The sequence below is a fragment of the Streptomyces sp. NPDC127098 genome (assembly GCF_042722465.1).
GTDB lineage: Bacteria > Actinomycetota > Actinomycetes > Streptomycetales > Streptomycetaceae > Streptomyces > Streptomyces millisiae.
This window is the reverse complement of record NZ_JBHXFJ010000045.1, coordinates 1-26,002: the sequence shown is the minus strand read 5'-3', so window position 1 is coordinate 26,002 and position 26,002 is coordinate 1. Positions and strand designations below refer to the sequence as shown.

At 72.8% G+C, this 26,002-nt stretch carries 20 protein-coding genes; 5 read left to right on the top strand and 15 right to left on the bottom strand.

Annotated elements, in window-relative coordinates:
* Window positions 1–32: 32 nt before the first annotated feature.
* From infB to rimP, 4 genes are all read right to left on the bottom strand, one after another.
* A complete protein-coding gene (gene infB / locus ACFWI8_RS24920) occupies window positions 33–3,002 on the bottom strand; it encodes a translation initiation factor IF-2 (protein ID WP_387095446.1) in 2,970 nt (989 codons plus the stop codon).
* 152 nt (window positions 3,003–3,154) lie between these two features.
* The gene (locus ACFWI8_RS24915) at window positions 3,155–3,451 is read right to left on the bottom strand and encodes a YlxR family protein (RefSeq protein ID WP_387095443.1); all 297 of its coding nucleotides are present in this window, start codon (window positions 3,449–3,451) and stop codon (window positions 3,155–3,157) included.
* 131 nt (window positions 3,452–3,582) lie between these two features.
* The gene (nusA, locus tag ACFWI8_RS24910; RefSeq protein WP_387095440.1) at window positions 3,583–4,584 is read right to left on the bottom strand and encodes a transcription termination factor NusA; all 1,002 of its coding nucleotides are present in this window, start codon (window positions 4,582–4,584) and stop codon (window positions 3,583–3,585) included.
* Between the two features lie 13 nt (window positions 4,585–4,597).
* Window positions 4,598–5,101, bottom strand: a complete 504-nt coding sequence (gene rimP, locus ACFWI8_RS24905; RefSeq protein ID WP_387095437.1) for a ribosome maturation factor RimP — start codon at window positions 5,099–5,101, stop codon at window positions 4,598–4,600.
* A 291-nt stretch (window positions 5,102–5,392) separates the two neighbouring features.
* Here rimP and ACFWI8_RS24900 point away from each other — a divergent pair, with 291 nt between their 5' ends.
* The 3 genes from ACFWI8_RS24900 to ACFWI8_RS24890 are packed head-to-tail and all read left to right on the top strand — an operon-like array spanning window position 5,393 to window position 7,245.
* Window positions 5,393–5,881, top strand: a complete 489-nt coding sequence (locus ACFWI8_RS24900) for a hypothetical protein (RefSeq protein ID WP_387095434.1) — start codon at window positions 5,393–5,395, stop codon at window positions 5,879–5,881.
* 21 nt (window positions 5,882–5,902) lie between these two features.
* Entirely contained in the window at window positions 5,903–6,346 is a 444-nt protein-coding gene (locus ACFWI8_RS24895; protein ID WP_387095431.1) for a ferritin-like domain-containing protein, read from the top strand.
* A gap of 2 nt (window positions 6,347–6,348) precedes the next feature.
* Window positions 6,349–7,245, top strand: coding sequence for an aminoglycoside phosphotransferase family protein (locus tag ACFWI8_RS24890; RefSeq protein WP_387095427.1), 897 nt, complete (start codon window positions 6,349–6,351; stop codon window positions 7,243–7,245).
* 7 nt (window positions 7,246–7,252) lie between these two features.
* On the opposite strand, the gene ACFWI8_RS24885 is transcribed toward ACFWI8_RS24890, so the two are convergent.
* From ACFWI8_RS24885 to ACFWI8_RS24860, 6 genes are all read right to left on the bottom strand, one after another.
* Entirely contained in the window at window positions 7,253–7,822 is a 570-nt protein-coding gene (locus ACFWI8_RS24885) for a GNAT family N-acetyltransferase (protein ID WP_387095424.1), read from the bottom strand.
* 87 nt (window positions 7,823–7,909) lie between these two features.
* The gene (locus tag ACFWI8_RS24880) at window positions 7,910–8,758 is read right to left on the bottom strand and encodes a GNAT family N-acetyltransferase (protein WP_387095421.1); all 849 of its coding nucleotides are present in this window, start codon (window positions 8,756–8,758) and stop codon (window positions 7,910–7,912) included.
* Between the two features lie 98 nt (window positions 8,759–8,856).
* On the bottom strand, window positions 8,857–10,011 hold the full coding sequence (gene ispG, locus ACFWI8_RS24875) for a flavodoxin-dependent (E)-4-hydroxy-3-methylbut-2-enyl-diphosphate synthase (protein ID WP_387095418.1): 1,155 nt from the start codon (window positions 10,009–10,011) through the stop codon (window positions 8,857–8,859).
* 71 nt (window positions 10,012–10,082) lie between these two features.
* Window positions 10,083–11,387, bottom strand: coding sequence for a M50 family metallopeptidase (locus tag ACFWI8_RS24870; RefSeq protein WP_387095416.1), 1,305 nt, complete (start codon window positions 11,385–11,387; stop codon window positions 10,083–10,085).
* Window positions 11,384–12,658: a 1-deoxy-D-xylulose-5-phosphate reductoisomerase gene (gene dxr / locus ACFWI8_RS24865; protein ID WP_387095413.1), complete on the bottom strand. Its 1,275-nt coding sequence runs from the start codon at window positions 12,656–12,658 to the stop codon at window positions 11,384–11,386. Before dxr ends, ACFWI8_RS24870 begins: the two co-directional genes overlap by 4 nt.
* A 74-nt stretch (window positions 12,659–12,732) precedes the next feature.
* Window positions 12,733–14,634 (bottom strand): acyl-CoA dehydrogenase family protein, encoded by a 1,902-nt coding sequence (locus tag ACFWI8_RS24860; RefSeq protein WP_387095410.1) that lies wholly within the window; start codon window positions 14,632–14,634, stop codon window positions 12,733–12,735.
* Window positions 14,635–14,895: 261 nt separating this feature from the next.
* On the opposite strand from ACFWI8_RS24860, the gene ACFWI8_RS24855 reads away from it, so the two are divergent.
* On the top strand, window positions 14,896–15,954 hold the full coding sequence (locus tag ACFWI8_RS24855) for a LacI family DNA-binding transcriptional regulator (protein ID WP_387095407.1): 1,059 nt from the start codon (window positions 14,896–14,898) through the stop codon (window positions 15,952–15,954).
* Window positions 15,955–16,002: 48 nt separating this feature from the next.
* Here the strand turns inward: ACFWI8_RS24855 and ACFWI8_RS24850 are convergent, their stop codons facing one another.
* Genes ACFWI8_RS24850 through ACFWI8_RS24830 form a run of 5 tightly spaced genes read right to left on the bottom strand, consistent with a single transcriptional unit; the run spans window position 16,003 to window position 22,406 of the window.
* A complete protein-coding gene (locus ACFWI8_RS24850) occupies window positions 16,003–16,728 on the bottom strand; it encodes a hypothetical protein (protein WP_387095404.1) in 726 nt (241 codons plus the stop codon).
* Between the two features lie 41 nt (window positions 16,729–16,769).
* Window positions 16,770–18,758: a beta-galactosidase gene (locus ACFWI8_RS24845; protein ID WP_387095401.1), complete on the bottom strand. Its 1,989-nt coding sequence runs from the start codon at window positions 18,756–18,758 to the stop codon at window positions 16,770–16,772.
* Window positions 18,759–18,784: 26 nt separating this feature from the next.
* Window positions 18,785–19,726, bottom strand: coding sequence for a carbohydrate ABC transporter permease (locus ACFWI8_RS24840; RefSeq protein ID WP_387095398.1), 942 nt, complete (start codon window positions 19,724–19,726; stop codon window positions 18,785–18,787).
* Entirely contained in the window at window positions 19,723–20,775 is a 1,053-nt protein-coding gene (locus ACFWI8_RS24835) for an ABC transporter permease (protein WP_387095395.1), read from the bottom strand. Before ACFWI8_RS24835 ends, ACFWI8_RS24840 begins: the two co-directional genes overlap by 4 nt.
* A gap of 29 nt (window positions 20,776–20,804) precedes the next feature.
* On the bottom strand, window positions 20,805–22,406 hold the full coding sequence (locus ACFWI8_RS24830; protein ID WP_387095392.1) for an extracellular solute-binding protein: 1,602 nt from the start codon (window positions 22,404–22,406) through the stop codon (window positions 20,805–20,807).
* A gap of 379 nt (window positions 22,407–22,785) precedes the next feature.
* On the opposite strand from ACFWI8_RS24830, the gene ACFWI8_RS24825 reads away from it, so the two are divergent.
* On the top strand, window positions 22,786–25,650 hold the full coding sequence (locus ACFWI8_RS24825; protein WP_387095389.1) for a glycoside hydrolase family 3 C-terminal domain-containing protein: 2,865 nt from the start codon (window positions 22,786–22,788) through the stop codon (window positions 25,648–25,650).
* The last annotated feature ends 352 nt before the right edge of the window (window positions 25,651–26,002 follow it).

Sequence of the window (26,002 nt, the reverse complement as noted above, 5' to 3'; positions counted from 1 at the left end):
GTTTCCCCCGCCGACCGACCCCGGCCCGACCGTCAGACGCGCGGCTTCTCGCGCATCTCGTAGGTCGCGATGACGTCGTCCACCTTGATGTCGTTGAAGTTTCCGAGGTTGATACCGCCCTCGAAGCCCTCGCGGATCTCGGTGACATCGTCCTTGAAGCGCCGCAGCCCCTCGATGGTGAGGTTCTCGGCGACGACCTTGCCGTCGCGGACCAGCCGGGCCTTGGTGTTCCGCCGCACCTCGCCGGAGCGGATGAGGACACCCGCGATGTTGCCCAGCTTGGAGGAGCGGAAGACCTCGCGGATCTCCGCGGTGCCCAGCTCGACCTCCTCGTACTCCGGCTTCAGCAGGCCCTTCAGAGCCGCCTCGATCTCCTCGATCGCCTGGTAGATGACCGAGTAGTACCGGACGTCCACGCCCTCGCGCTCGGCCGCCTGCGTGGCACGCCCCTCGGCGCGCACGTTGAAGCCGATGACGATGGCGTCGGAGCCGCTGGCCAGGTCGATGTCGGTCTCGGTGACCGCGCCGACGCCCCGGTGGAGCACCCGCAGGTCGACGCCGTCGCCGACGTCGAGCTGGAGCAGCGAGGACTCCAGGGCCTCGACGGAACCGGACGCGTCGCCCTTGATGATGAGGTTGAGCTGCTGCACCTCGCCGGCCTTGAGCACCGTGTCCAGGTTCTCCAGGGAGACCCGGCGGGTGCGCTTGGCGAACGCCGCGTTCCGCTCGCGGGCGGCCCGCTTCTCTGCGATCTGCCGCGCGGTCCGGTCGTCGGAGACCACCAGGAAGTTGTCCCCGGCGCCCGGCACGTTGGTCAGACCCTGCACCAGCACCGGCGTCGAGGGCCCGGCCTCGGCGAGCGTGCGCCCGGTGTCGTCGAGCATGGCCCGCACGCGGCCGTGGGCGTCGCCCACCACCATCGTGTCGCCGACGCGCAGCGTGCCGCGCTGGACCAGCACGGTGGCCACGGCGCCGCGGCCCCGGTCCAGGTGTGCCTCGATGGCGATGCCCTGGGCGTCCTGGCTGGGGTTGGCCCGCAGGTCGAGGGCCGCGTCGGCGGTCAGGACGACCGCCTCGAGCAGCGACTCGATGTTGGTGCCCTGGCGCGCGGAGATGTCGACGAACATCGTGTCGCCGCCGTACTCCTCGGCCACCAGGCCGAACTCGGTCAGCTGGCCGCGGACCTTGGTCGGGTCGGCGCCCTCGACGTCGATCTTGTTGACCGCGACGACGATCGGCACGTCGGCCGCCTTGGCGTGGTTCAACGCCTCGATGGTCTGCGGCATCACGCCGTCGTTGGCCGCCACCACGAGGATGGCGATGTCCGTCGACTTGGCACCACGGGCACGCATGGCGGTGAACGCCTCGTGACCCGGGGTGTCGATGAAGGTGATGCGCCGCTCTTCGTCGTTGACGTCGATCGACACCTGGTAGGCACCGATGTGCTGGGTGATGCCGCCGGCCTCGCCCTCGATGACGTTGGTCTTGCGGATCGCGTCCAGCAGGCGGGTCTTACCGTGGTCGACGTGACCCATGACGGTCACCACCGGCGGCCGGGAGACCAGCTCCTCCTCGCCACCCTCGTTCTCGCCGAACTCGATGTCGAAGGACTCGAGAAGCTCGCGGTCCTCCTCCTCCGGGCTGACGATCTGGACGGTGTAGTTCATCTCCTCGCCGAGCAGGTGCAGCGTCTCGTCGGAGACGGACTGCGTCGCGGTGACCATCTCGCCCAGGTTGAACATGACCTGGACCAGCGACGCGGGGTTGGCGTTGATCTTCTCCGCGAAGTCGGTGAGGGACGCGCCACGGGAGAGCCTGATGGTCTCGCCCTTGCCGCGCGGCAGCATCACGCCGCCGATGGACGGGGCCTGCATGGCCTCGTACTCCTGGCGCCGCTGCCGCTTCGACTTGCGACCGCGCCGCGCGGGGCCACCGGGACGCCCGAAGGCGCCCTGGGTGCCGCCGCGACCGCCCGGGCCGCCCGGCCGGCCACCGCCGCCGGGGCCGCCACCGAAGCCGCCGGGACGGCCACCGCCGCCGCCGAAGCCACCGCCGCCACCGGGACGCGCGCCGCCGCCGCGGCCGGCGAAGCCGCCGCCGCCACCGGGACGGGCGCCACCGCCGCCACCGCCCGGACGGGCGCCGGGGCCGCCGCCGGGGCGGCCGGCGCCGGACGGGCGCTGCGGCATCATGCCCGGGTTGGGCCGGCTACCGCCGGGGCCCGGACGCGGGCCGCCGGGGGCCGCGCCCTGCGGACGCGGCATGTTGCCCGGGGTCACCCGACCGCCACCCGGCGCCTGCGGGCGCGGGGGACGGTCCTGACCGCCGGGACGCGGGCCGCCCTGGGCCGGCGCGCCAGGCCGGGGCGCAGGGCCGGGACGCGGCGCCTGCTGCGGCCTGGCCATGCCGGTGGAACCACTGGTCGTGAACGGGTTGTTGCCCGGACGCGGGCCGGCCGGGCGGCCGCCCGGCTTGGGCGCCGCGGGAGCCGGCTTGGCCGGGGCGGGACCCGGACGGGCGCCGGGCTTGGGCCCGCTGGGACCGCCGGGACGGGCACCCGGACGCGGGCCCTGCTGGGCGCCGGGACGCGGGCCGGCCGGACGCTCCTGCCGGGGCTGCTGGGGGGCCTGCTCGCCACCGCCGGTCGTCGGCTGGGTGAACTCGGGGGCCGCGGGGGCCGGCTTGGCGGCCGGCTTCGGGCCAGGGGTCGGCCGAGGGCCACCGGCGCTCGGCTTGGGGGACACGGGACCCGGACGCGGCGCGGGGCCGGGGCGCGGGGCCACGGCACCCGGCTTGGGGGCACCCGGCCTGGGCGCGCCCGGCCGCGGGGCCTTGCGGTTGTTGCCGCCGCTGAACGCGTCGGTCAGCTTGCGTACTACTGGCGCCTCGATCGTCGAGGACGCCGAACGGACGAATTCACCAAGTTCTTGGAGCTTGGCCATGACGACCTTGCTCTCGACTCCAAGCTCCTTGGCGAGCTCGTATACCCGGACCTTAGCCACTTCGCTCCTTCTACGGTCCGGGGTCGGTCGTCCGCCGGACCTTCGCTACTTCACGGGCGTACTCATCGCGTACTCATCGAGTGCTCATCGCAATCTCGACCTACTTCCGACTCGCGAGGTACCTGCCGCGCGGACCACCCACGCGGCACTTCTTACAGTTCCTGCACTTTCGACGGTGCCGTCCGGCCGACCCACCGTCGCAGCTGCCCGGTGTCGAGCGGCCCCTGGGTCCGAAAGGCCCTGGGAAACGCGCGACGGCGGACCGCCAGCTCGAGACAGCTCGTCGTGGGATGCACATACGCACCCCGACCGGGCAGCGTACCGCGAAGATCGGGGACACAGCGATCCCCAATCACCACCACACGCAGCAGGCCGTTACGGACTGAGCGCTGTCGGCATCCGACGCAGGTGCGTTCCGGGCAGGCTTTCGCCCGCGTCCGGCCAGACACAGTAAAGTCTACCTCCCCATGCGGCCGGCCCGGCGGGCGGGCCCGTCCCTCCACTCTTCCAACGAAGCGACCGGCGGGCCGCATTCCCGCGGCGCGAGCCGGCGCCCCGGGATCCGGCCTCCGCGGGCCGCTCAGGCCCGCTCGGCGGCCTGCTCGGTGTCGGGTCTGATGTCGATCCGCCAGCCGGTCAGCCGGGCGGCCAGGCGGGCGTTCTGCCCTTCCTTGCCGATGGCCAGCGACAGCTGGTAGTCCGGCACGGTCACGCGCGCCGAGCGGGCCGCCTGGTCCACCACGTCGACCCGGGTGACCCGGGCCGGCGAGAGCGCGTTGGCCACCAGCTCGGCCGGGTCGTCCGACCAGTCCACGATGTCGATCTTCTCGCCGTGCAGCTCCGCCATCACGCTCCGCACCCGGCCGCCCATCGGTCCGATGCAGGCGCCCTTGGCGTTCAGCCCGGGCCGCAGCGAGCGGACCGCGATCTTGGTGCGGTGCCCGGCCTCGCGGGCGATCGCCGCGATCTCGACCGTGCCGTCGGCGATCTCCGGGACCTCCAGCTCGAAGAGCTTCCTGACCAGGTTGGGGTGGGTGCGGGACAGCGTGACCGAGGGGCCGCGCGCGCCCTTGACCACCCGCACCACGTACGAGCGCAACCGGGCGCCGTGCGGGTACTCCTCGCTCGGCACCTGCTCCTGCGGCGGCAGGATCGCCTCCAGCTTGCCGATGTCCACCAGCACGCTCTTCGGGTCCCTGCCCTGCTGCACCACGCCGGCCACCACGTCGCCCTCGCGCCCGGCGTACTCGCCGAAGGTGACGTCCTCCTCGGCGTCCCGCAGCCGCTGCAGGATCACCTGCTTGGCGGTGGTGGCGGCGATCCGGCCGAAGCCCTGCGGAGTGTCGTCGAACTCGCGGGGCTCGGCGTCCTCGCCGGCCTCCTCGAGCTCGTCGGGGTCCTCCCTGGCCCAGACCGTCACGTGGCCGGTCTTCCGGTCGAGCACCACCCGGGCCTGCCTGCGGCTGCCCTCGGTGCGGTGGTAGGCGATCAGGAGGGCCGACTCGATGGCCTCCACCAGCAGGTCGAAGGAGATCTCCTTCTCTCGGACGAGACCCCGCAGGGCACTCATGTCGATGTCCACGACTACGCCTCCTTCAGCCTTCGGTGCTCTCGTCGCCGGCGGGCCTGCGACTGAACTCGACTTCGACCCGCGCCCGGGCGATCTCAGCGAACTCCACCCGGCGCGACGTGGCCTTGCGGCCCTTCTCCCCCGGGACCTCCAGATCAAGCCCCGCCTCGTCGACGCCCACGATCCTGGCGACCAGCTCGCCGCCGTCGCTCAACCGGGCCCTGACGAGCCGGCCGAGGGAGCGGCGGTAGTGGCGGGGCTCGGTCAACGGGCGCTCGGCGCCCGGGGAGGTCACCTCGAGCACGTAGGGGGCGGCGCCCATCACGTCCGAGGCGTCGAGCGCGGCCGAGACCTCGCGGCTCAGCTCGGCGCAGGTCTCGAGCCCGACGCCGCCGTCCGAGTCGACCGCCACCCGGAGCACCCTCCGCCGGCCCGCCGGAGTGATCCTGACCTCTTCCAGGTCAAGCCCCCGCTCGGCGGCCAGCGGCTCCAGCAGCTCCCGCAGCCTGTCGATCTGGGTCGTGCTCATCCGGGTGACTCCTCGGCCGCGTGTGCTGTTGTCGATGGCGCGTCTCGTCGGTGCGTCTCCCGCACTCTCGCGCAACAGCCTATCCCCTGCGGCGTGCCACGCCGACCGCGTTCAGGCCCCCGGCCTGGCACGCCGTGGGGCGGGGTGGCGCCGGGATCCGCGCGTCGCGCGGGTACGCTCACCGGGCGGTGATCTTTCTATCGCCTCAGCGTACCCACTCGAACTCACTCACTTTTCGACCTCTTGCGACCTCTTTCGACACTCGATCGACGACGGGAAGTACGGGGAACCATGCCCTCTCGCCTGTCCAGAAGAGCCGTGTTCCTCGGCGGCCTGCTGGCATGCTCCGCCGGCGCGCTGGCGGGCTGCACGTCCTCGGAGGAGAGCGGATCCGGGGGCGGGACGGTCTCCGCCACCACGGTGCGGGGGCTGCGCCGCCGGGCCGCGAGGGACGGCAACGACCTGCTGGCGCGCTACGACGCGACCGCGGCCGCGCACCCGGCGCTGGCCGACACGCTGCGGCCGTTCCGGGACACCGTGACCGCCCACCTCGCGGCCCTCAACGAGGGGGACGCCTCGCCCCCCGGTCCCTCGGGCGGCGAGCCCGAGGTGCCGGCCGACGCCGACCGGGCGCTCACCGCGCTCGCCGACGCGGAGCGCGAGGTGGCCGAGGCCAGGTTGCGCGCCGTGCCAGAGGCATCCCCCGACCTGGCCCGGCTGCTGGCCTCGCTGGCCGCCGCCGGGTCGGCCCAGGCGTATCTGCTCCACGAGGCCAGGTGACGGACCGGCATGAGACACCCGATGAGTGACACGTCCCCCGAACTGGACGCCACCCAGGCCGCGTTGGCCGCGGAGCACGCCGCCGTCTACGGGTACGGGGTGGTCGGCGCGCGGATCGCCGAGGACCGGGTCGGGGAGGCCGACGAGGCGTACACGGCGCACCGCGCGCGGCGCGACGCGCTGCACCGGGCGGTGCGCGACCTGGGCGGCACCCCGGTCGCCTCGGCCGCCGCCTACGAGCTGCCCTTCGAGGTGGCCGACGGGGAGGCCGCGGTGCGGCTGGCCGCCGAGCTCGAGTCCCGGCTCGCCGGCGCCTACGCCGAGTTGGTGCGGGCCGCAGAGGGCGAGGCCCGCCGGGACGCGGCGGCGGCCCTGAGCGAGGCGGCGGTCCGCGCGGCCCGCTGGCGCGGCGCGGGGACGCCGTTCCCCGGTCTCGCCGAGTACGACACGGAGGGGAGCCGTTGACGATGGAACTGGCACCGCCGGCGCGACTGGCGACGGCCGGCCCGCCCGAGGGCGCCGAGTGGCTGGCCGGGCTGCCCGAACTGGTCGCCGAGGTGCTGGCCCGTTGGGAGCTGACGCCGGAGCGGGTGGCGGCGCCGGGCGGCCGCACCAGCATGCTGGTGCTGGTCGGGTGCGCCGACGGCGGCCGGGCCGCGCTGAAGATATGCGCGCCCTGGCGACCGGCGGCGCTGGAGGAGGCGGCGCTGCGTCGCTGGGACGGCCTGGGCGCGGTCCGCGCGCTGCGCCACGACCCGGCGGCCGGCGCGTTGCTGCTCGAGCGGCTGCACGGCGAGACCTCGTTGCGTTCGCTGCCCGAGGCCAAGGCGACACTGGAGGCGGTCTCGGTGGTCCGCCGGCTGTGGGTGGATCCGGGCGAGGGGCATCCGTTCCCCACCGTGGCCGGGCACACGGCCGGGCGGGCGGCGGCGCTGCGGGACGGCGCGCTGGCGGCCCTCGACGCGGAGCCGCTGGTCGAGTCGGCGCTGGCGGCGCGGGACGAGTTGCTGGCCGGGGAACCGGAGCGGCTGCTGCTGCACGGGGACTTCCGACAGGGGGCGGTGCTGGCCTCGGACGCGGAGCGCGCGCCGTGGCTGGCGGTGGGCCCTGAGCCGGTGGTGGGCGAGCGGGCCTACGACCTGGCGCGGCTGGCGCGGGACCGGTTGCACGATCTGGTGGCCTCGCCGGGCGCGGCCTCGATCACCAGGCGCCGGGTGGCCAGGCTGGCCGACTCGGTCGAGCTGTCCGCCGAACGGCTGCGCGGCTGGGCGCTGTTCCGCGCGGTGGAGTCGGCCGGGCGCGCCCTGTCGGCGGGGCGGCGGTCCGAGGCGGAGGCCCTGCTGGAGTTCGCGGCCTGGCTGTGACGGCGGGCTACCAGCGACGGAGCGGCAGGTGGGCGCCCATCACGGCATAGGGGCAGGGGGCGGAGGGGAAGAGCACCCGGCGGGCCAGGTCCTGGTAGCCGAGCCTGCGGTAGAGGGCGCGGGCCGGGCTCTCGGTGTCCACGGCGGAGAGGATCGAGCGCGGTTCGGCGGCCGCGTCGGTGAGCGTGGTGATCAGCCGGCGGCCTATGCCGTGCCGCTGGTAGGCGGGCAGCACGTGCAGCTCGGTGATGGTGAACGAGTCGGTCAGCCAGGCGTCGGTGCCGGCCCGGCGCAGGTAGGGCTCGACGACCGTTGACCACCACTGAGCCCGGTCGTTGGGCATTCCGTAGACGAAGCCGACCAGGCGGCCGTCGGGGGTGGTGGCGCCCAGTGCACGGGCGCCGGGGTTGGCCAGGTGGCGCTGGACGATGTGGCGGCGCACCGCCACCTCCTCGTCGCTCAGGCCGAACGCCTGCGCCTGGACGGCCAGCGCCTCGTCCACCCGGGCGGCGAGGTCGAGCGGCGCGACGGTGATGTCCCAGGCGTCGGGGGCGGCCTCCCCGGCAGATGGTGTCATGCCGGGAGGCTAACGCGCCGCACCGCCGAAGTCGCGTCCGGTACCCGCGAATGGCCGGCGGACCAGTCGAGGCGCGGCGGCGATCGGTCAGAACAGGACGCTCATCAGGGCGCCGGCCTCGACGAAGCCGAGCCGGCGGTAGACCGTGAGCGCCGGGGCGTTGAAGTCGTTGACGTAGAGGCTGACCACGGGCGCGACCTCGTCGAGCGCGTGCCGCAGCACGGTGGCGAGGCCGGCGGTGGCCAGTCCGCGGCCGCGCAGCTCGGGGGCCGTCCAGACGCCCTGGAGCTGGCAGGCGTGTGGGGTGACGGCGCCGATCTCGGCCTTGAAGACCACCCGGCCGCCCTCGACCCGGCCGAAGCAGCGGCCGGTGCCGACCGTCTCGGCGACCCGGGACTGGTAGGCGAGGCCGCCGTCGGCCGCGTCCAGCGGGGAGACCCCGACCTCCTCCGTGAACATGGCGACGGCGGCCGGCAGCACGAGGTCCATCTCGTCCTTCCGCATCCGCCGCACCCGCGGGTCCGGGGCGATGCCGGCCGGCGCCCGGTCGGTGGTCATCAGCGGCTGCCGGCGGCGCAGCTGCCTGGCGGGCCCCCAGTGCGGCTCCAGGTGGGACCAGAGTCGGGCGGTCGGGTCGAGCGGGCCGACGATGGACGAGCACCGGCGGCCCTGGCGCAGGGCCCGCTCGGCGAACGCCCGGACGGCGGCCGGGCCCGCGCAGACCGGCACCAGGTTGGCGCCGGCGTAGCAGAGTGAGACCAGCCGGCCGCGGCGGTAGTAGCCCCACATCTCGCCGCCCAGGTAGGGCGGTTCGAGGCCGGAGTCGAGCACCCGGGCGGTGACGAAGGCGTTGGCCACCGGGTCCTGGTCGAGCACGGCGAGCGCGTCGCTGAGGTCGGTGGGTTCCAGGACCCGGGTGGTGGACGTGGTCAGCACGGGGGACGGTCGCCTTGTGTTCGAGGACGTGAGCGGTGCTGGGCATGCTACCGGCGCGCGTCCCCGATGCCTCCCGGCCGTCGCCGGTCCGCGTGGGATCAGCTGACGGAGACCTCGGGCTCTCCCGAGAGGACGCCGTCCTTCTCCATCTGCTCGGCGATCTTCATGGCCTCGTCGATCAGGGTCTCCACGATCTTGGACTCGGGCACGGTCTTGATGACCTCGCCCTTGACGAAGATCTGGCCCTTCCCGTTGCCCGAGGCGACGCCGAGGTCGGCCTCCCTGGCCTCGCCCGGGCCGTTGACCACGCAGCCCATGACGGCCACCCGCAGCGGGACGTCCATGCCGGTGAGCCCGGCGGTGACCTCCTCGGCGAGCTTGTAGACGTCGACCTGGGCGCGGCCGCAGGAGGGGCAGGAGACGATCTCGAGGCCGCGCTGGCGGAGGTTGAGCGACTCCAGGATCTGGATGCCGACCTTGACCTCCTCCACGGGCGGGGCGGAGAGCGAGACCCGGATGGTGTCGCCGATGCCCTCGCTGAGCAGCGCGCCGAAGGCCACGGCGGACTTGATGGTCCCCTGGAAGGCGGGCCCGGCCTCGGTGACGCCGAGGTGCAGCGGGTAGTCGCAGCGGGCGGCGAGCTGCCGGTAGGCGTTGACCATGACGACCGGGTCGTTGTGCTTGACGGAGATCTTGATGTCCCGGAAGCCGTGCTCCTCGAAGAGCGAGCACTCCCACAGGGCGGACTCCACGAGCGCCTCGGGGGTGGCCTTGCCGTACTTGGCGAGCAGCCGCTTGTCGAGCGAGCCCGCGTTGACGCCGATCCGGATCGGGGTGCCGGCGTCGCCAGCGGCCTTGGCGATCTCCTTGACCTGGTCGTCGAACTTCTTGATGTTGCCCGGGTTCACGCGGACGGCGGCGCAGCCGGCGTCGATGGCGGCGAACACGTACTTGGGCTGGAAATGGATGTCGGCGATGACCGGGATCTGGGACTTGCGGGCGATCACCGGCAGCGCGTCCGCGTCGTCCTGGGTGGGGACGGCCACCCGCACGATCTGGCAGCCGGAGGCGGTCAGCTCCGCGATCTGCTGCAGGGTGGCGCCGATGTCGGAGGTGCGCGTGGTCGTCATCGACTGGACGGAGACCGGCGCGTCACCTCCCACGGCGACGGATCCGACCTGGATCTGACGGCTGGCGCGGCGCTCGGCCAGCCGGGTCGGAACGGACGGAATGCCCAGCGAGATGGCTGTCATGGCTTGGTGCAACCCCAGGGTACGGACGGGCGGGCGCGCGGCCCGGGCTCAGGCCTTGAGCGTACGGCACCTCACCCGGTCAGCCGCACGGGGTTGATGATATCGGCGGCCAGCACCAGCAGCGTGAAGCAGATGAACACACCGGCCACCACATAGGCCACCGGCATCAGCTGGGCGACGTCGAACGGGCCGGGGTCGGGTCGCCTGGTCACCTTGGCGAAGCCGCGGCGGAGCGACTCCCACGCGGCGCCCGCGATGTGCCCGCCGTCCAGCGGGAGCAGCGGCAGCATGTTGAACAGGAACAGGGAGAGGTTGAAGCCGGCGATCAGGAAGAGCGCGGTGGCGACCTGCTGGCTGGCCGGGATGTCGAGGGTGAAGATGTCGCCGCCGACGCGGGCCGCGCCGACCACGCCCATCGGGGAGTCGGGCTCGCGCTCGCCACCGCCGAAGGCCGCGTCCCACAGTCCCGGGATCTTGGACGGTATGTCGATCATCGCCTCGACGCCGGTGGTCATCATGTCGCCCATCCGGTCGACGGCCTGCCCGAAGTCCTGCTGGACGATGCCGCTGGCCGGTGAGAAGCCGAGGAACCCGGCGGTGACGTACTCGCCCTCGACGTAGCCGCCGTTGCCGTCGGTCCTCGCGACCTGGTTCTCGATGAGGTCGGCGTGCAGGTCGAGGGTCTGGCCGTCCCGGTCCACGGTGATGGTGGCGGCGCCCGTGGTGTCCCGGATGCGCTGCTGGAGGGTGCTCCAGTCGCCGATCGGCTCGCCGTCGAAGGCGGTGATCACGTCGCCGGCGCGCAGCCCGGCGGCGGCGGCCGGCGCCGGGGTGTCCCCGGCCTGGCAGTCGCGGGGCTCCTCGCTCTGCGCGATCACGCACTCGGAGACGGAGGCGACGGCGGTGGTCTGGGTGTTGACGCCGAAGCCCATCAGCACGCCGAGGAAGATCCCCACGGCCAGGATGAGGTTCATCCCAGGACCGGCGAACATCACGATCATCCGCTTCCAGGGCTTGCGGGTGTAGAAGAGCCGCTTCTCGTCGCCGGGCTGCAGCTCCTCGAAGGCGGCCGCCCTGGCGTCCTCGATCATGCCGCGGAACGGCGAGGTGGAGCGCTTGCGCACCTTGCCGTCGTCCCCGGGCGGGAACATGCCGATCATGCGGATGTAGCCGCCGAACGGGATGGCCTTGATGCCGACCTCGGTCTCCTTGCCGTGCCGCGACCAGATGGTCGGGCCGAAGCCGACCATGAACTGCGGCACCCGGACGCCGAACATCCGGGCGGTCGAGTAGTGGCCGAGCTCGTGCCAGGCGATGGAGAACAGCAGGCCGAAGACGAAGACGAGTATCCCGAGGATGAACATCAGCGCGGTCATGCCGTGGTCGCCTCCGTCGTGGTCCGGCCGGCGGTCCCGGCCAGCTCGCGGGCGCGGGCGCGCGCCCTGGTCTCCGCTTCGAGGACGTCCGGCAGGGTCAGGGAGGTTCCGGAGGGGGCGGAGCCCAGCTCCTCGACCACCTGAGCGACCGTGTCCACGATCCCGGTGAACGGCAGCCGGCCGGCGAGGAAGGCGTCGACGCACTCCTCGTTGGCCGCGTTGAACACCGCGGGCGCGGTACCGCCGAGGCTACCCACCCGGCAGGCAAGCGGCACCGAGGGGAAGGCATCGGTGTCCAGTGGCAGGAACTCCCAGGTGTGCGCCCGGGTCCAGTCGACGGGCGCGGCCACCCCGGGTACCCGCTCCGGCCAGCCGAGGCCCAGCGCGATGGGCATCCGCATGTCCGGCGGGCTGACCTGGGCGAGCGTGGAGCCGTCGGTGAACTCCACCATGGAGTGGATGTAGGACTGCGGGTGGACGACGACCTCGATGCGGTCGAACGGGATGCCGTAGAGCAGGTGTGCCTCGATCACCTCGAGCCCCTTGTTGACCAGGGTGGCCGAGTTGATGGTGATCACCGGGCCCATGGCCCAGGTGGGGTGCGCCAGGGCGTCGGCCGGCGTGACGTGCGTCAGCTCCGCGCGCTTCTTCCCGCGGAACGGGCCGCCGCTCGCCGTCACGACGAGCCGGGACACCTCGGCGCGGGTGCCGCCGAGCAGCGCCTGGAAGAGCGCCGAGTGCTCGGAGTCGACCGGCACGATCTGGCCCGGCTTGGCGAGCCCGGTGACCAGCGGCCCGCCGACGATCAGCGACTCCTTGTTGGCCAGCGCCAGCACGTGCCCGGCCTCAAGCGCCGCGAGCGTCGGGGCGAGACCGATGGATCCGGTGATGCCGTTGAGCACGGTGTGGCAGGGGCGGGCCGCGAGTTCGGTCGCCGCGTCGGGCCCGGCCAGGATCTCGGGCAGCGCCTCGCCGGCGCCGTACCGCGCGCGCAGCGCCTCCCGCAGCGCGCCCGCCCGCTCGGCGCGCGCCACGCCGACGGCGCGCACCCGCAGCCGGTGCGCCTGCTCGGCCAGCAGCTCGACGTTCCCGCCGCCGGCGGACAGCGCCGTGACCCGGAAGCGCTCCGGGTTCCGCAGCACCACGTCGACGGCCTGGGTGCCGATGGAGCCGGTGGACCCCAGGACCGCCACCTCGCGCGGCCCGTCGGGCGGCGACTGTGCCGCGTAGCGGAGGTGGGGGTCGGCCAAACAGACGGATGTCTCGGTCATCCCCCCATTGTCCCCACCCGCGTCAACGGTCCCCGCCACGCCCCCGGGAACCGGCGCCGGCCGCCGCCCCGGGGTCAGGGGATGTGGCGGTGCACGTTGGGGGTGGTGGCGGGTCCCGGGGTGGTGTCGGCGATCCAGGGGCCCTCGGCGGTGGGGTCGAGGATGCCGTCCTCGAGCCAGCGGTAGTCGCCTTCGAGGAGTTGGCGCACCAGGGCCTGGTCGGCGACGTCGGTGTTGTGCATCAGCTCCGCGAACAGGGCCTCGACCCGCTGGCGGGCCTGGCGGCAGAAGACGTCGGCCAGCCGGTACGCCTGCCGACCGTGGTCGTCCTGGTCGCGGAGGCGCTCGGCGTGCACGCAGGCGGCGGTCATCACGAAGAGCTCGGAGCCGATGTCGACGACGCGGGCCAGCAGGCGTTGCTTGGTCTCCAGGCGGCCGCGCCAACGGGACATGGCGTAGAAGGTCTCGCGGGCCAGCCGGCGGGCGGCGCGTTCCACATACCGCAGGTGGGCGGCCAGGTTGGGGTGCCGGGAGACGTGGAAGTCGCCGTAGGAGAGCGGGAGTTGGCCTCGCCCCACGGCCAGGGACGGCAGCCAGCGGGCGTAGAAGCGGCCGGCGGCGGTGAGGGCGCGGCGCTTCTCGGTGAGCGAGGAGTCGGGCTCGATCAGGCCGCCGGCGACCTTGAGGTGGGTGTCGACCGCCTCGCGGGCGATCAGCAGCCGCATGATCTCGCTCGATCCCTCGAAGATCCGGTAGATGCGGAGGTCGCGCAGCAGCTGCTCGGCCGGCACGCCGCGCTCGCCGCGGGCGACCAGCGAGTCCGCGGTCTCGAAGCCGCGGCCGCCGCGGATCTGGACCAGGTCGTCGGCCATCCGCCAGGCCATCTCGCTGCCGTAGAGCTTGGCGATGGCGGCCTCGATGCGGATGTCCCTGCCGCCCTCGTCGGCCAGCTCGCTGACCAGGTCGAGGACGGCCTCCATGGCGAAGGTGGTGGCGGCGATGAACGCCAGCCGGGAGCCGATCGCCTCGTGCCTGGCGATCGGCTTGCCCCACTGGATCCTGGCCTGGGACCACTCCCGGCCGACGCGCAGGCACCACTTGCCCGCGGCGGCGCAGGTGGCGGGCATGGCGAGCCGTCCCGTGGTGAGGGTGGTGAGGGCGATCCGCAGCCCCTCGCCCTCCTCCCCGATGCGGTTGACGGCCGGGACCCGGACCCGGTGCAGCCGGGTGACGCCGTTCTCCAGGCCGCGCAGGCCCATGAACTCGTTGCGGTGCTCGACCGTGATGCCGGGCGAGTCGGCCTCGACGACGAAGGCGGTGATGCCGGCGTCGGGGACCTTGGCCATCACCACGAGCAGGTCGGCGACCACCCCGTTGGTGGTCCACAGCTTGACCCCGTCCAGCAGGTAGGAGTCGCCGTCCCGCTCGGCGGTGGCGGCGAGCCGGGCCGGGTCGGAGCCGACGTCGGGCTCCGTGAGCAGGAAGGCGGAGATCTCGCCGCGGGCGCACCGGGGCAGGAACGCGCGCTTCTGCTCCTCGGTGCCGAAGAGCTTCAGGGGCTCGGGCACGCCGATGGACTGGTGTGCGGAGAGCATCGCGCCGACGGCCGGGCTGGCCGAGCCGACCAGGGCGAGGGCCCGGTTGTAGTAGAGGTGGTTGAGGCCGATCCCGCCGTACTCGGGGGCGATCTTCATGCCGAAGGCGCCGATCTCGCGCAGCCCGGCGACCACCTCGTCCGGCACCCGGCCCTCGCGGTCGATCCGGGCGCCGTCGATGGCGCGCTCGCAGAAGGCGCGGAGCCGGTCGAGGTACTCCTGGCCGTGCCGGGCCACCTCGGGGTCGGGTTCGGGGCGCGGATGGATCAGGTCGGGCCTGAAGCGGCCGAGGAACAGCTCGCGGGCGAAGCTGGGTCCCCGCCACTCCCGCTGCCGCGCGCCCTCGGCCACCCGGCGGGCCTCGTCCTCGGAGACGGTCATGCTCGCTCACCTCGCCCTCGCCGTCGGCGGCGTCCTCGGAGGGTGCCATTCCGTTATGTACCCGATGGCGGGCCCCGCGTATCAGAGGACGCCCGTACAGAGGTCGGAATCGGCCGCCCGGCGGAGTGCCGGAAGAGGGCTTCGACGTCGGCGTTGAAGCGCTTCGATACATCTATGGACACGGAGAGTTGATCGGTCTATGGTCAACGCGGTTGCACTGACATCCGCCGTCGAAGCGCTTCACACCACTGGGGAGGCCATATGGTCACTCTCGCCGAGGTCGCCCGGCACGCCGGCGTCTCAGCCAGCACGGTGAGTTACGTCCTCAGCGGTAAGCGGACCATTTCGGCCCGGACCAGGGAGCGCGTGGAGCGGAGCATCCGGGAGCTCGGCTATCACCCGAACGCCGGAGCGAGGGCGCTGGCGAGCAGCAGGTCGAACATCATCGCCCTGATGATGCCACTGCGCACCGACATGTACCTGCCGGTGATGATGGAGATCGCCATCGCGGTGGCCACCACGGCGCGCGAGCACGCGCACGACGTGCTGCTGCTGACCGGCCAGGAGGGCCCGGAGGCCACCCGGCGGGTGGTGGGCAGCGGCCTGGCGGACGCCATGATCCTGATGGACGTGGAGCTGGAGGACGAGCGGCTGCCGCTGGTCCGGGAGACCCGGCGGCCGGCCGTGCTGATCGGGTTGCCCGCCGACACCGGCGAACTCACCTGTGTGGACCTGGACTTCGCGGAGACCGGGCGGCAGTGCGTGACCCATCTGGCGGGGCTCGGGCACCGGGAGATCGCGATGGTGGGCGAGGCGGCGGCCGTGTACGAGCGGCGCACCGGGTTCGCCGAGCGGACCATCCTCGGAGTGCGTGAGCGGGCCGCCGAGCTGGGTGTGCGGGTGCTGCACCGGCCGTGCGAGGGCAGCTACGAGTCGATGGCCGGCACGCTCTCCAGGATCTTCGACGAGCGCCCCGGCACCACGGCGATCATCGTGCAGAACGAGGCGGTGATCGGCCCGATGCTGAGCCTGCTGCGCCAGCAGGGCCGGGCGGTGCCCGAGGACATCTCGGTGGTGGCCGTCTGCCCCGAGCAGGTCGCCACCCAGCAGTCGGTCGCGCTGACCTCGGTGGCCATCCCGGCCTTCGAGATGGGGCAGCGTGCCGTCGAGCTGGTGATGGACCGGCTGCGGCCGGACGCCGCGCTCGCCCCGGCCGGCACGCACACCGAGCTGCTGCCGCCGACGTTGACGGTCCGGGCGAGCACCGGGCCCGCCGCCGGGGTGCCGGTTTCGCCCGCCCCGGCCAACGGCGCGCTGTGACACCGCCCGGCGGCGGAACCGCCGGGCGGCGCTCACGCGTTCACTCGCTCAGCTGAAGCTGACGTTGAACGAGTTGGTGGTGAAGTTCAGTCCGCCCGACGACGAGGTGATCTCGTAGCCGAACTGGACGTCACCGATGGGCTCGCTCTGCGACCACCAGCCCTGGTTCGCGATCCACCGCAGGATCGGCAGGATGTTCACCGTTCCCGAGTAGGAGTTGCCGCCGACCCGCAGGAACGAGTAGACGTTGTTGGCGCCGTTGCTGCCCCGGTAGACGTCCCAGGTGTGGCCGCCCTGGGTGACCCGGGTCTGGTAGGTGCCGAGCGGGCCGACCGGGCCCGTCCAGTTCATCCAGAGCATGACCTCGTGGTCGTAGTCGGTGTCCCAGATGTCGTAGGCGGTGTTGTAGGCGCCGCTGTTCGGGACGGTGACGTTGTACGAGCTGCTCAGCGAGTTCAGCTGGTTGAGCGGCCGGTTCACGATGCGCTTGGCGTTCGGGTAGGACTTGATGCCACCCGTGTTGGGGTGGTTCGCCCAGACTCCCCACTGGCTGTAGCTGTTGGCCCAGATGCTCTGCGGACCGGCGCCTGAGCCCCAGATGTTGTTGTAGAGGATGTACCCGCCGTTGTTCCAGGTGCCCCACTGGTCCGAGCTCTCCCAGGTGGCGGCGTGTGCCGAGGTGGCGGTGGTGAGGGTCAGGCCGAACGCCGCGAACAGCGCGATCAGCGGCGTCACGAGACGGTTCAGGAAGAGCTTTCGTGCGGCTCGTATCACGGTGGTGCGTCTCCCTTCGGGGTGGGGGGACTGTGGGGGGTTCAGGACCGCAGCACGGCTGCGCCGAGGCGGTCCAGAATCACCTCCTCCTCGTGGTGCGCGCCGGTCAGCAGGTCGGTGGCGGGCGCCGGCAGGCGCGCGGTCACCGGCTCCGGCCGGTGGTTGAGGAGGAAGAGCAGGGTGCCGCGCCTGACCGCCTCGACGCCCTCGGGGAGCCCGGGCAGTACCGGGGCCACCCCGGCGGTGGCGGCGGCGTCGGCCAACAGCTCGGCGAGCGCGTCGGGTTCCGGCAGCGTGGAGAGGTACCAGGCGGTGCCGGCGCCGTGCTCGGCGCGGGTGATGGCCGGCCGGCCGGCCAACTCGCCCTCGGCGTAGGCGGCGACGGTGTGCGCGCCGGCCGGCGACAGGTCCTCGCTCCACAGCGTGCCGGCGGTGCCGTCGCTGAGCCGCACGGTGGTGCCGGCCGGCAGCGGGCTCCACTCGTGGACGATGTCAAGACCGAGGACGCGGCGCAGCCTGGCGTCCACGCCGCCCTCGCGGACGCGGTCGTCGGCGTCGGCGACGCCGGTGAAGAAGCCGCAGACCAGGGTGCCACCGTTGGCCACGAAGGCGACGATGTTGTCCAGGGCGGCGTCGGTGAGCAGGTAGAGCTGCGGGATGACGACCATCCGGTAGCGGCTCAGGTCGGCCTCGGGGTGGGCGAGGTCGGTGGTGAGGTTGCGTCGCCACAGGGCGTGGTGCCAGGCGCCGAGCAACGCGGCGTGGTCGAGCTCGGCGGACGGCCGGCCCGGCTGGCCGCTGGCCCACCAGGCCGACCAGTCGTGCAGGACGGCGATGTCGGCTGGCACGTCGGCGCCCACGACGGGGCTCAGCGCGTCGAGTTCGGCGCCGAGGTCGGCGATCCGGCGGAAGCCGTGGGAGCGCTCGCCGGCGTGCGGCAGCATGGCGGAGTGGAACTTCTCGCTGCCCTGCCGCGACTGCCGCCACTGGAAGAAACAGACCGCGTCGGCCCCGCGGGCGACGGCCTGCAGCGACCAGAGCCGGGTGACGCCGGCCGGCTTCGGCACGTTGACCGGGCGGAAGTTGACGGCGGAGGCGGCCTGCTCCATCAGCATCCAGGGCCCCCGGGCCTGGGAGCGCGTGAGGTCCTGGACGAGCGCGCCGTACGCCGGCCCGGCCGGGTCGCCGAAGCCGGCGGCCGGTTCCGGGTAGATGTCGACGGAGACCACGTCCTCCTCGGCCGCCCACCGCCAGCCGTCCTGCCCGGCGAAGAGCGGCATGAAGTTGGTGGTGACCGGGACGTGCGGGCTGTGCGCGGCGACGATGTCGCGCTCCGCGGTGAAGCACTCGAGCAGCGCGTCGCTGGTGAAGCGGCGGAAGTCAAGCAGCTGCGCGGGGTTGTTCAGGTACTGGGCGCGGCGCGGCGGGATGATCTCGTCCCACGCGTCGTAGCGCTGGCTCCAGAACGCCGTGCCCCAGGCCTCGTTGAGGGCGTCCAGGGTGCCGTGCCGCTCGCGCAGCCAGCGCCGGAAGTGGCGGGCCGTCTCGTCGCACCAACAGGACGTGCAGTACTCGTTGTTGATGTGCCAGACGCGCAGCGCCGGGTGGTCGCCGTAGCGGGCGGCCAGGTCCTCGGTGATGCGCCGGGCGTAGTCCCGGTAGACGGGCGACGAGGCGCAGAACTGGTTACGCGAGCCGTACCAGACGATCGCGCCCGTCTCGTCGCGCGGCAGCGTCTCGGGGTGCCTGGCCCCGAGCCACGGCGGCGGGGAGGCGGTGGGGGTGGCCAGCGCGACGCCGACGCCGGCGTCGTGCAGCAGCCCGAGGACGGTGTCGAGCCAGCCGAACTCCCGTGCGCCGGGGCGGGGTTCGATGGTGGCCCAGGAGAAGACGCCGACGGTGGCCAGGTTGACGCCGGCCTCCTTCATCAGCCGGACGTCCTCCTGCCAGACCTCCGCCGGCCACTGCTCCGGGTTGTAGTCACCCCCGAACAGCAACCGCCCGCGTGTCGCGTCCCCGAGCCCCGCCATGGTGTCTCCTCTCCTCGGTCGTGCCGTCAGCCCTTGACGGCACCGATCAGCATGCCCTTCTTGAAGTGGCGTTGGACGAACGGGGAGAGCACGGCGACCGGCAGCAGGGCCAGCACCATGACGGCGGTCTGCACGGCGAGGGACGGGATCTGCCCGGTGCCGATCGCCTGCGCCATGCCGGCCGGGCGTTCGCCGGCGATGACGATCTGCTGGAGGACGTTCTGCAGGGGCAGCTTCTCCTGGTCGGTGATGTAGATGAAGCCGGCGAACCAGTTGCCCCAGTAGGCGACGGCGTAGAAGAGCGAGATGACGGCCAGCACCGCGCGGGAGAGCGGCAGCACGATCTGCCACAGGATGCGCAGGTCGCTGGCGCCGTCGATGCGGGCGCTGTCGATGATCTCCTGGCCGACGTTCATGAAGAACGCGCGCAGCACCAGGATGTTGAAGACGTTGACGACCATCGGCAGGATCAGCGCCGCGTAGCTGTTCATCAGCCCCAGGCTCTGGATGAGCAGGTAGGTGGGGATGATGCCGGCGCCACCGAAGAACATGGTGGTCATCAGGGTGAACAGCAGGGTGCGGTGCCAGAGCGAGCCGAGCCTGGAGAGCCCGTAGGCGGCCAGGATCGAGACCGTCATGGAGATCAAAGTGCCGACGGTGGTCACCCCGATGGAGACCATCATGGCCCGGGAGACCTCGCCGCCGCTGAGCAGCTCGCGGTAGGCGTCCAGGCTGAGGCCCTGGGGCCAGACGACGAGGCCGCCGCTGCGCGAGATGGTCTCGGCGTCGGAGAACGAGGTGACGACGATGATCCAGAGGGGGAACAGGATCGCCAGCAGGGCGATCGCGAGGATGATGCCCTTGGCGGTGAGGCCGACCCTGGTGGGCCGCTCCTCCCAGGCCGGCCGCTGGCGCCTGCCGGTCTCCTTCTCCTCGTCGTCGTGGGCGAGGACGCTGGTGTCGCTCATCGCCGTGAATACACCCCCTGTTCGCCCATCGCGTGGGCGACCCGGTTGGCGGCAAGCACCAGGCCCACGCTGAAGATGCCCTTGACAATGCCGATGGCGGCCGCGTAGCTGAAGTCGCCGTTCTGGATGCCCCGGTGCCAGACGTAGGTGTCGAGCACCTCGGACGCGCCCGGGCCGACCGCGGTGCGCTGGATGAGGAACTGCTCGCCGCCGATGGTGAGCATGTTGCCGACCTGGAGGACCAGCAGCAGCGCGATGACGGGCCGCAGCGCGGGCAGCGTGACGTGCCACATGCGGCTCCAGCGGCCGGCGCCGTCGACCGCGGCCGACTCGTAGAGCTCGGTGTTGACCGTGGAGAGCGCGGCGAGGAAGACGATGATGCCCCAGCCGGCGTCCTTCCAGATCACCTGCGCGGTGATCAGCCACTTGAAGAAGCCGGGGTCGGTCATCAGGTCGAAGCTGTCGGCCCAGCCCCAGTCGCGCAGCAGTTGGGCCACCAGTCCCGCCCCGCCGAAGAGCTGCTGGAAGACGGTGATGACCAGCACCCAGGAGAAGAAGTGCGGCAGGTAGAGCACCGCCTGGGCCCAGGCGCGCACCTTGCTGTGCAGCACGCTGTTGATCAGCAGGGCGAGGGCGATGGGGATGGGGAAGTAGAGGAGCAGCTGGAGCCCCGAGAACATCAGCGTGTTGCGCACCGCGCGCCAGAAGTCCCGGTCCTCCAGCATCCGCTGGAAGTTCTCCATCCCCGTCCAGGCGCTGTTGGCCATGGAGTCGAAGAAGCCGTCGCCGGCGTAGGGGCTGAAGTACTGGAAGGCGATGACGTTGCCCGCGATGGGGATGTAGGCGAACACCACGAGCAGCGCCACGGCGGGCAACGTCATCAGGATCAGCGCGTAGTCCCGGCGCAGCTTGTGCCGGAACCGGATGCCGCCCGGCGGCGTGGCGGCGGCGCGGCGGCGCTTCCGGCCGGCCGGCGCCGCCTTCTGCGGCGGCGGGGTGGCGCCACCCTCCGCCGGCACCGGAGGGCGGGGAACCGTGCTCTGGGACACGGGAGCTCCTTCGTCTCTCTGGCCGTCGGTCAGGCGTCTTCTTCGTCCAGCAGCCGCTGGTAGAAGTCGCGCAGCTCGTCGCCGCCGTTGCGCCGCCAGTCGGCGACGGCGTTCTGCATGTCGCGGATGGACTGGCGACCGCGGACCACGTCGTCCTCCAGGTCCTCGAAGCCGTCGTTGATGTTGGCGAGCCGGGCGGGCTCCTGGACCTGCCGGCCGTAGAACAGCGGCTCCCGGGCGAAGCGCAGGTTGCGCTTCTGCCAGCCGGTCTGGTCCTCCACCATCTGGGGGGTGTCGGACCAGGCGATGGTGTGCTGCGGGGTGGCGATGAAGGTGTAGGTCTCGGGCACCACCTCGGTGTTGCCCTGGTCGGTGCGGACCGGCTGGCCGTCCTCGACGTTGTAGTGGGTGCCCTCGATGCCGAAGGTGCGCAGCCGGTTCTCCACGGTGCCGTAGGGCGCGGCGGTGTAGTTGGCGATCTGCAGCGCCTCGCGGATGCGGTCCTCGGAGAGGTTCCGGTTGACGAAGGTCCAGATGGTGGAGCCGTTGCCCAGGTAGAGCACCGGGTCGTTGCCGTCGACGCCGAAGTAGTCGAAGGCGTTCATCCGGAAGTCGGGGTTGGCGGAGAGCTGTTCGACGACCATGTTGTGCCAGACGCCGTCGCCGGTGAACATCATCAGGGTCTCGCCGGACGTGAACCGCTGGTTGGGGTCGCCGGAGACGGCCACCGAGTCGGGGTGGACGAAGCCCGCGTCGAAGAGCCCACGCGTCCACTCCAGCGCTTCCAGGTACTCGTCGGTCTCGTAGCGGTTGATCAACCGGCCGTCGTCGCCGCGGGCGAAGTAGTTGGGCCGCTCGGGGAGCACGCCGAAGATGGCCCACGCGGCCCACTTGACGTTCGACTCCAGGGCCCAGACCCGGTTGTTCGGGGAGGTGATCTCCTGGCAGAGGGCGACGAACTCGTCGGTGCTCGTGGGCACCTCCCAGCCGTTGGCCTCGAAGAGGTCCTGCCGGTAGAAGGGCGCGAGGCCGATGGGTGCGGCCGGCATGGGCAGGCCGCGCAGCGCGCCGCTGAAGACGGACGCCTGCCAGGCGGGGGTGGGGATGGCGGCGAGGTTGGGGTAGTCGAGGACGGCGTCGCCGGAGAGGAAGGGGCCGAGATCGGCGAAGCGGCTGCTGATGGCCTGCGGGACCTGGCCGCGCAGCTCCCAACTGGGGATGCACACCAGGTCGGGGATGTCGCTGCCGGCGAGCACCGCGCCGAGCCGCTCCTGGTAGGTGTTGCCGTCCTGGGTCTGCCAGTTCATGCGGACACCGATGGCCTCGTCCATGGCGGTCCAGAAGGGGTTGCCCGGGTCGGGCGGGGTGCCCCACAGCGGCGTCATGGCGGTGAACTCGCCACCGCTGCCCAGGGGCTCCGGGACCGAGACGCCCAGCTCCTCCTGCGGGATCCAGCGGGTGTAGCCGGGGCTGGAGCCGTTCTCGGCCGCGATGTCCGGGGCTACCGCGACCTCGGACGCCCGGTAGGTGGGCATCATCCGCTCCAGCTCGGAGAGGGAGGAGCGCCCCTCCTGACCGCCACCGCCACCACCGCCACCGCCGCACGCGGACAGCAGGGGCACGCCACCCATGGTCGCCGCGGCTGCGATCGCCGAGGACGCGAGGAAGTTTCTCCGGCTGGGTCCGGGGCGGGAGTTGGGCATGCTCGTCAACCCTTCGTGGCTGCTTCTTCGCAAGACCGTGGCGCAGGATGGTCGAAGCGCTTCGATGTTGCGCTGAGGTTAAGACCCCCCCAGTGGCCGCACAAGCCCTGCTTCACAAGAAAATTCGAGGTGCTTTCGAAGGAGATCAGCGCGGCTTGGCCCGGAGAGAACAAGGATGCCAAGGAGACGGCGAGTCGTTGTCGAATGGTCTCTTGACAGACGGCCGTTGCGAAACCCAGCATCGAAGCGCTTCGAAAACGGCTGCGGAGTCGCGGCCGTGACCGCGAGGGAACCTGGGGACCCAGAAGTGACAGACGGACCACTGCCGTTCCGCGATCCGGCCCTGAGCGTCGACGAGCGCGTCGCCGACCTGCTCGGCCGGCTGACCCTCGACGAACGACTCGCCATGCTGCACCAGTTCGCGCCGGCGGTGCCCCGGCTGGGGCTGCCCGCCTTCCGTACCGGCCAGGAGGCCCTGCACGGCGTGGCCTGGATGGGCGGCGCGACGGTCTTCCCGCAGGCCGTCGGGCTCGGCGCCACCTGGGACGACGCGTTGGTGCGCGCCGTCGGCGAGGCGGCCGGGCGCGAGGTGCGCGCCATGCGCGAGTCCGACGAGCGGGTGGGGCTCAACGTCTGGTCCCCCACCGTCAACCTGCTGCGCCACCCGCTGTGGGGCCGCAACGAGGAGGGCTACGCCGAGGACCCGGCGCTCACCGCGGCGCTGGCCACCGCCTACACCCGTGGCCTCCGCGGCGACCACCCCGACTACTGGCGGACGGCGCCGGTGCTCAAGCACTGGCTGGCCCACAACCACGAGGAGCGCCGCGACACCGCCTCCACCTCGGTGCGGCCCCGGGTGCTGCACGAGTACGAGCTCCCCGCCTTCCGCGGCCCGGTGGCCGCCGGCGCGGTGGCCGGCGTGATGCCCGCCTACAACCTGGTCAACGGCCGCCCCAACCACCTCTCGCCGCTGCTCGCCAGCGAGTTGCGCGCCTGGACGGAGCTGCCGCTCGTGGTCTGCTCGGACGCCGGCGCGCCCAGCAACATCGCCGGCTCCCAGGGCTATCTGCCGGACCACGAACGGGGGTTGGCGGCCGCGCTGCGCGCCGGCGTCGACAGCTTCACCGACCACGGCGAGGACCCGGCGCCCACCGTCGCCAGGCTGACCGAGGCACTGCGCCGGGGCCTGATCACCGAGGGCGACGTGGACACCGCGGTCGGCCGGCTGCTCGGCATGCGGTTCCGGCTCGGCCAGTTCGACCCCGAGCTCGACCCGTACGTCGCGGACGCGGCGTTCGACACGCCGGAACACCGCGAACTCGCGCTGCGGGCCGCCGAGAAGGCCGTGGTGCTGCTGAAGAACGACGGGCTGCTGCCGCTCGCGCCCGGCACCCGGGTGGCGGTGGTCGGCCCGCTGGCCGACGAGGTCAAGCTGGACTGGTACAGCGGCTCGCTGCTGCGCCGCAGCAGCCCGCTGGACGGCCTGCGCGCCCATCAGGGCATCGCCGGAGTCGAGTTCACGGACGGCGCCGACGTGGTGCGACTGCGCACCACGAGCGGCTTCGTGCGGGTGCCGGACGGCGGCCCTGACCTGGAGCTGACCGCGGCTGCCGCGCTCGACCCGGCGCTGCTGCGCGGCCGCACCGACCTGCCGCCGCTGACCGCGGACGCGGCGCCGGCCGACGCCACCGAGCTGCGCCTGGTCGACTGGGGCCACGGGGTGCTGACGCTGCGCGCCCCCGACGGGGGCTACCTCTCCGTCGCCGACGACGGCCTGGTGCGGGCCTCCGCCGCGGAGCCCGGCGGCTGGGTCGTCCAGGAGACGTTCGCCTTGGAGCCGCACGGCGGAGGCCACCTCCTGCGGCATCGGGGTACCGGCAACCATGTGTGTGTCGCCGCCGGGCGGCTGAAGGTTGCCGCCGAGGGCGAGACGGGCGAGGTCTTCTTCGTGGAGACCGTCGAGCGGGGCGCGGACGCGGTGGCCGCGGCCGCCGCCGGCGCGGACGTGGTGCTGGTGGTGGCCGGCAACGACCCGCACATCAACGGCCGGGAGACCGAGGACCGACTCACCCTGGCGCTGCCGCCGGCCCAGGACCGGCTGTGGCGGGCCGCGCACGCCGCCAACCCGCGCACCGCGCTGGTGCTGGTCTCGTCCTACCCGTACGCGGTGCCGGAGGCGGACGTCGCGCTGCCGGCGCTGCTGTGGACCGCGCACGGCGGCCAGGCCGCCGGCGAGGCCCTGGCCCGCGTGCTGTGCGGGGACGTGTCGCCGGCCGGCCGGCTGCCGCAGACCTGGTACGCGGACGACGCGGAGCTGCCGGGGATCCTGGACTACGACCTGATCGCGGCGCGCGCCACGTACCTCTACTACGACGGCACGCCCCTCTACCCGTTCGGCCACGGCCTGTCGTACACGTCGTTCGACCACGCCGACCTGACGGTGACCGCCACCGACGAGACGCTGACCGCCGAGGTGACCGTCACCAACACGGGGGCGGTCGTGGGCGACGAGGTGGTGCAGCTCTACGCCACCGCGCTCGAGCCGAGCGTGCCCCGCCCGCACCAGTGGCTGATCGGCCACCGGAGGGTCACGCTCACCCCCGGCGAGAGCCGGCGGCTCACCTTCACGGTGCCCGCGCGGTCCGCGCTGGGCTTCTGGGACGTCGCGCACGGCCGCTGGGCGGTCGAGCCGGGCGCGTACGCGGTGCGGGTCGGCGCGTCGAGCCGGGACATCCGGCAGGCCGCGACCGTGAAGCTGACCGGGGAACCGGTCGGCCCACGGCCGGTCAGGCGCGCCGGCCTTGCCGCCGTCGACTACGACGAGAGCGAGGGCGTCCGGATCGTCGACCGCGACCCGGTGGTCGGCGACGCGGTGACCGCGCCGGACGACGGCACGCCGGCGCTGCTCCGCTTCCGCGCCTGCGACTTCGGCGACGGCGACGGCATCGACCGGGTGCGGCTGCTGGCCGCCCGCGAGGAGCCGGGCGACGGCCGGGTCGAGCTGCGGGTGCCCGACCTCGGCCTCGCCCTCTCGTTCGACGTGCCGTCCACCGGTGACCGGTACGTCTACACGCCGGTCACCGCGGAGCTGCCGGGCCCGCTGGGCGGGGTGCACGACGTGGAGCTGGCGCTGTACGGGCCACTGCGGCTGGACCGGCTCGACCTCGCCTGACCGGCGCCGACGGTGGTTCTCCCCCACCCACCCGCCCTCTCGCGCGAGGCGCGCATGCCCGGGCGGTGGCGCTCCCCCACCCGGCCGCCCTTTCCCGCGCTTCGCGCGGGGAGGGCGGCGGTGTGGCCGCCGACTCGGGCGGGCCGTGGCCGTCGCCCGGCGACGAAGCCGCCGGCGCCCGGCCCCCGAGCTGCCGCACCCGGCCCGAGCGCAGCGCCCTGAACGCCGGGCGGGTGGCCCGGATCGCATGGCGGGTGACGCACGGCGGCTCACAGGAGGGCGCCCGACCCGCCCGCGCTTTCGGCTTCGCCGCAGGGCGGCGCGGCCAAGCCCAACCGCGGCGCCGCCCTCC

Bases quoted from the DNA above. Each gene is read 5' to 3' on its own strand.
- rimP (WP_387095437.1), bottom strand. From the start codon at position 5,101: ATGAGCACGACCCAGATCGACAGGCTGCGGGAGCTGCTGGAGCCGCTG.
- ACFWI8_RS24900 (WP_387095434.1), top strand. From the start codon at position 5,393: ATGCCCTCTCGCCTGTCCAGAAGAGCCGTGTTCCTCGGCGGCCTGCTG.
- ACFWI8_RS24895 (WP_387095431.1), top strand. From the start codon at position 5,903: ATGAGTGACACGTCCCCCGAACTGGACGCCACCCAGGCCGCGTTGGCC.
- ACFWI8_RS24890 (WP_387095427.1), top strand. From the start codon at position 6,349: ATGGAACTGGCACCGCCGGCGCGACTGGCGACGGCCGGCCCGCCCGAG.
- ACFWI8_RS24885 (WP_387095424.1), bottom strand. From the start codon at position 7,822: ATGACACCATCTGCCGGGGAGGCCGCCCCCGACGCCTGGGACATCACC.
- ispG (WP_387095418.1), bottom strand. From the start codon at position 10,011: ATGACAGCCATCTCGCTGGGCATTCCGTCCGTTCCGACCCGGCTGGCC.
- ACFWI8_RS24870 (WP_387095416.1), bottom strand. From the start codon at position 11,387: ATGACCGCGCTGATGTTCATCCTCGGGATACTCGTCTTCGTCTTCGGC.
- dxr (WP_387095413.1), bottom strand. From the start codon at position 12,658: ATGACCGAGACATCCGTCTGTTTGGCCGACCCCCACCTCCGCTACGCG.
- ACFWI8_RS24860 (WP_387095410.1), bottom strand. From the start codon at position 14,634: ATGACCGTCTCCGAGGACGAGGCCCGCCGGGTGGCCGAGGGCGCGCGG.
- ACFWI8_RS24855 (WP_387095407.1), top strand. From the start codon at position 14,896: ATGGTCACTCTCGCCGAGGTCGCCCGGCACGCCGGCGTCTCAGCCAGC.
- ACFWI8_RS24845 (WP_387095401.1), bottom strand. From the start codon at position 18,758: ATGGCGGGGCTCGGGGACGCGACACGCGGGCGGTTGCTGTTCGGGGGT.
- ACFWI8_RS24840 (WP_387095398.1), bottom strand. From the start codon at position 19,726: ATGAGCGACACCAGCGTCCTCGCCCACGACGACGAGGAGAAGGAGACC.
- ACFWI8_RS24830 (WP_387095392.1), bottom strand. From the start codon at position 22,406: ATGGGTGGCGTGCCCCTGCTGTCCGCGTGCGGCGGTGGCGGTGGTGGC.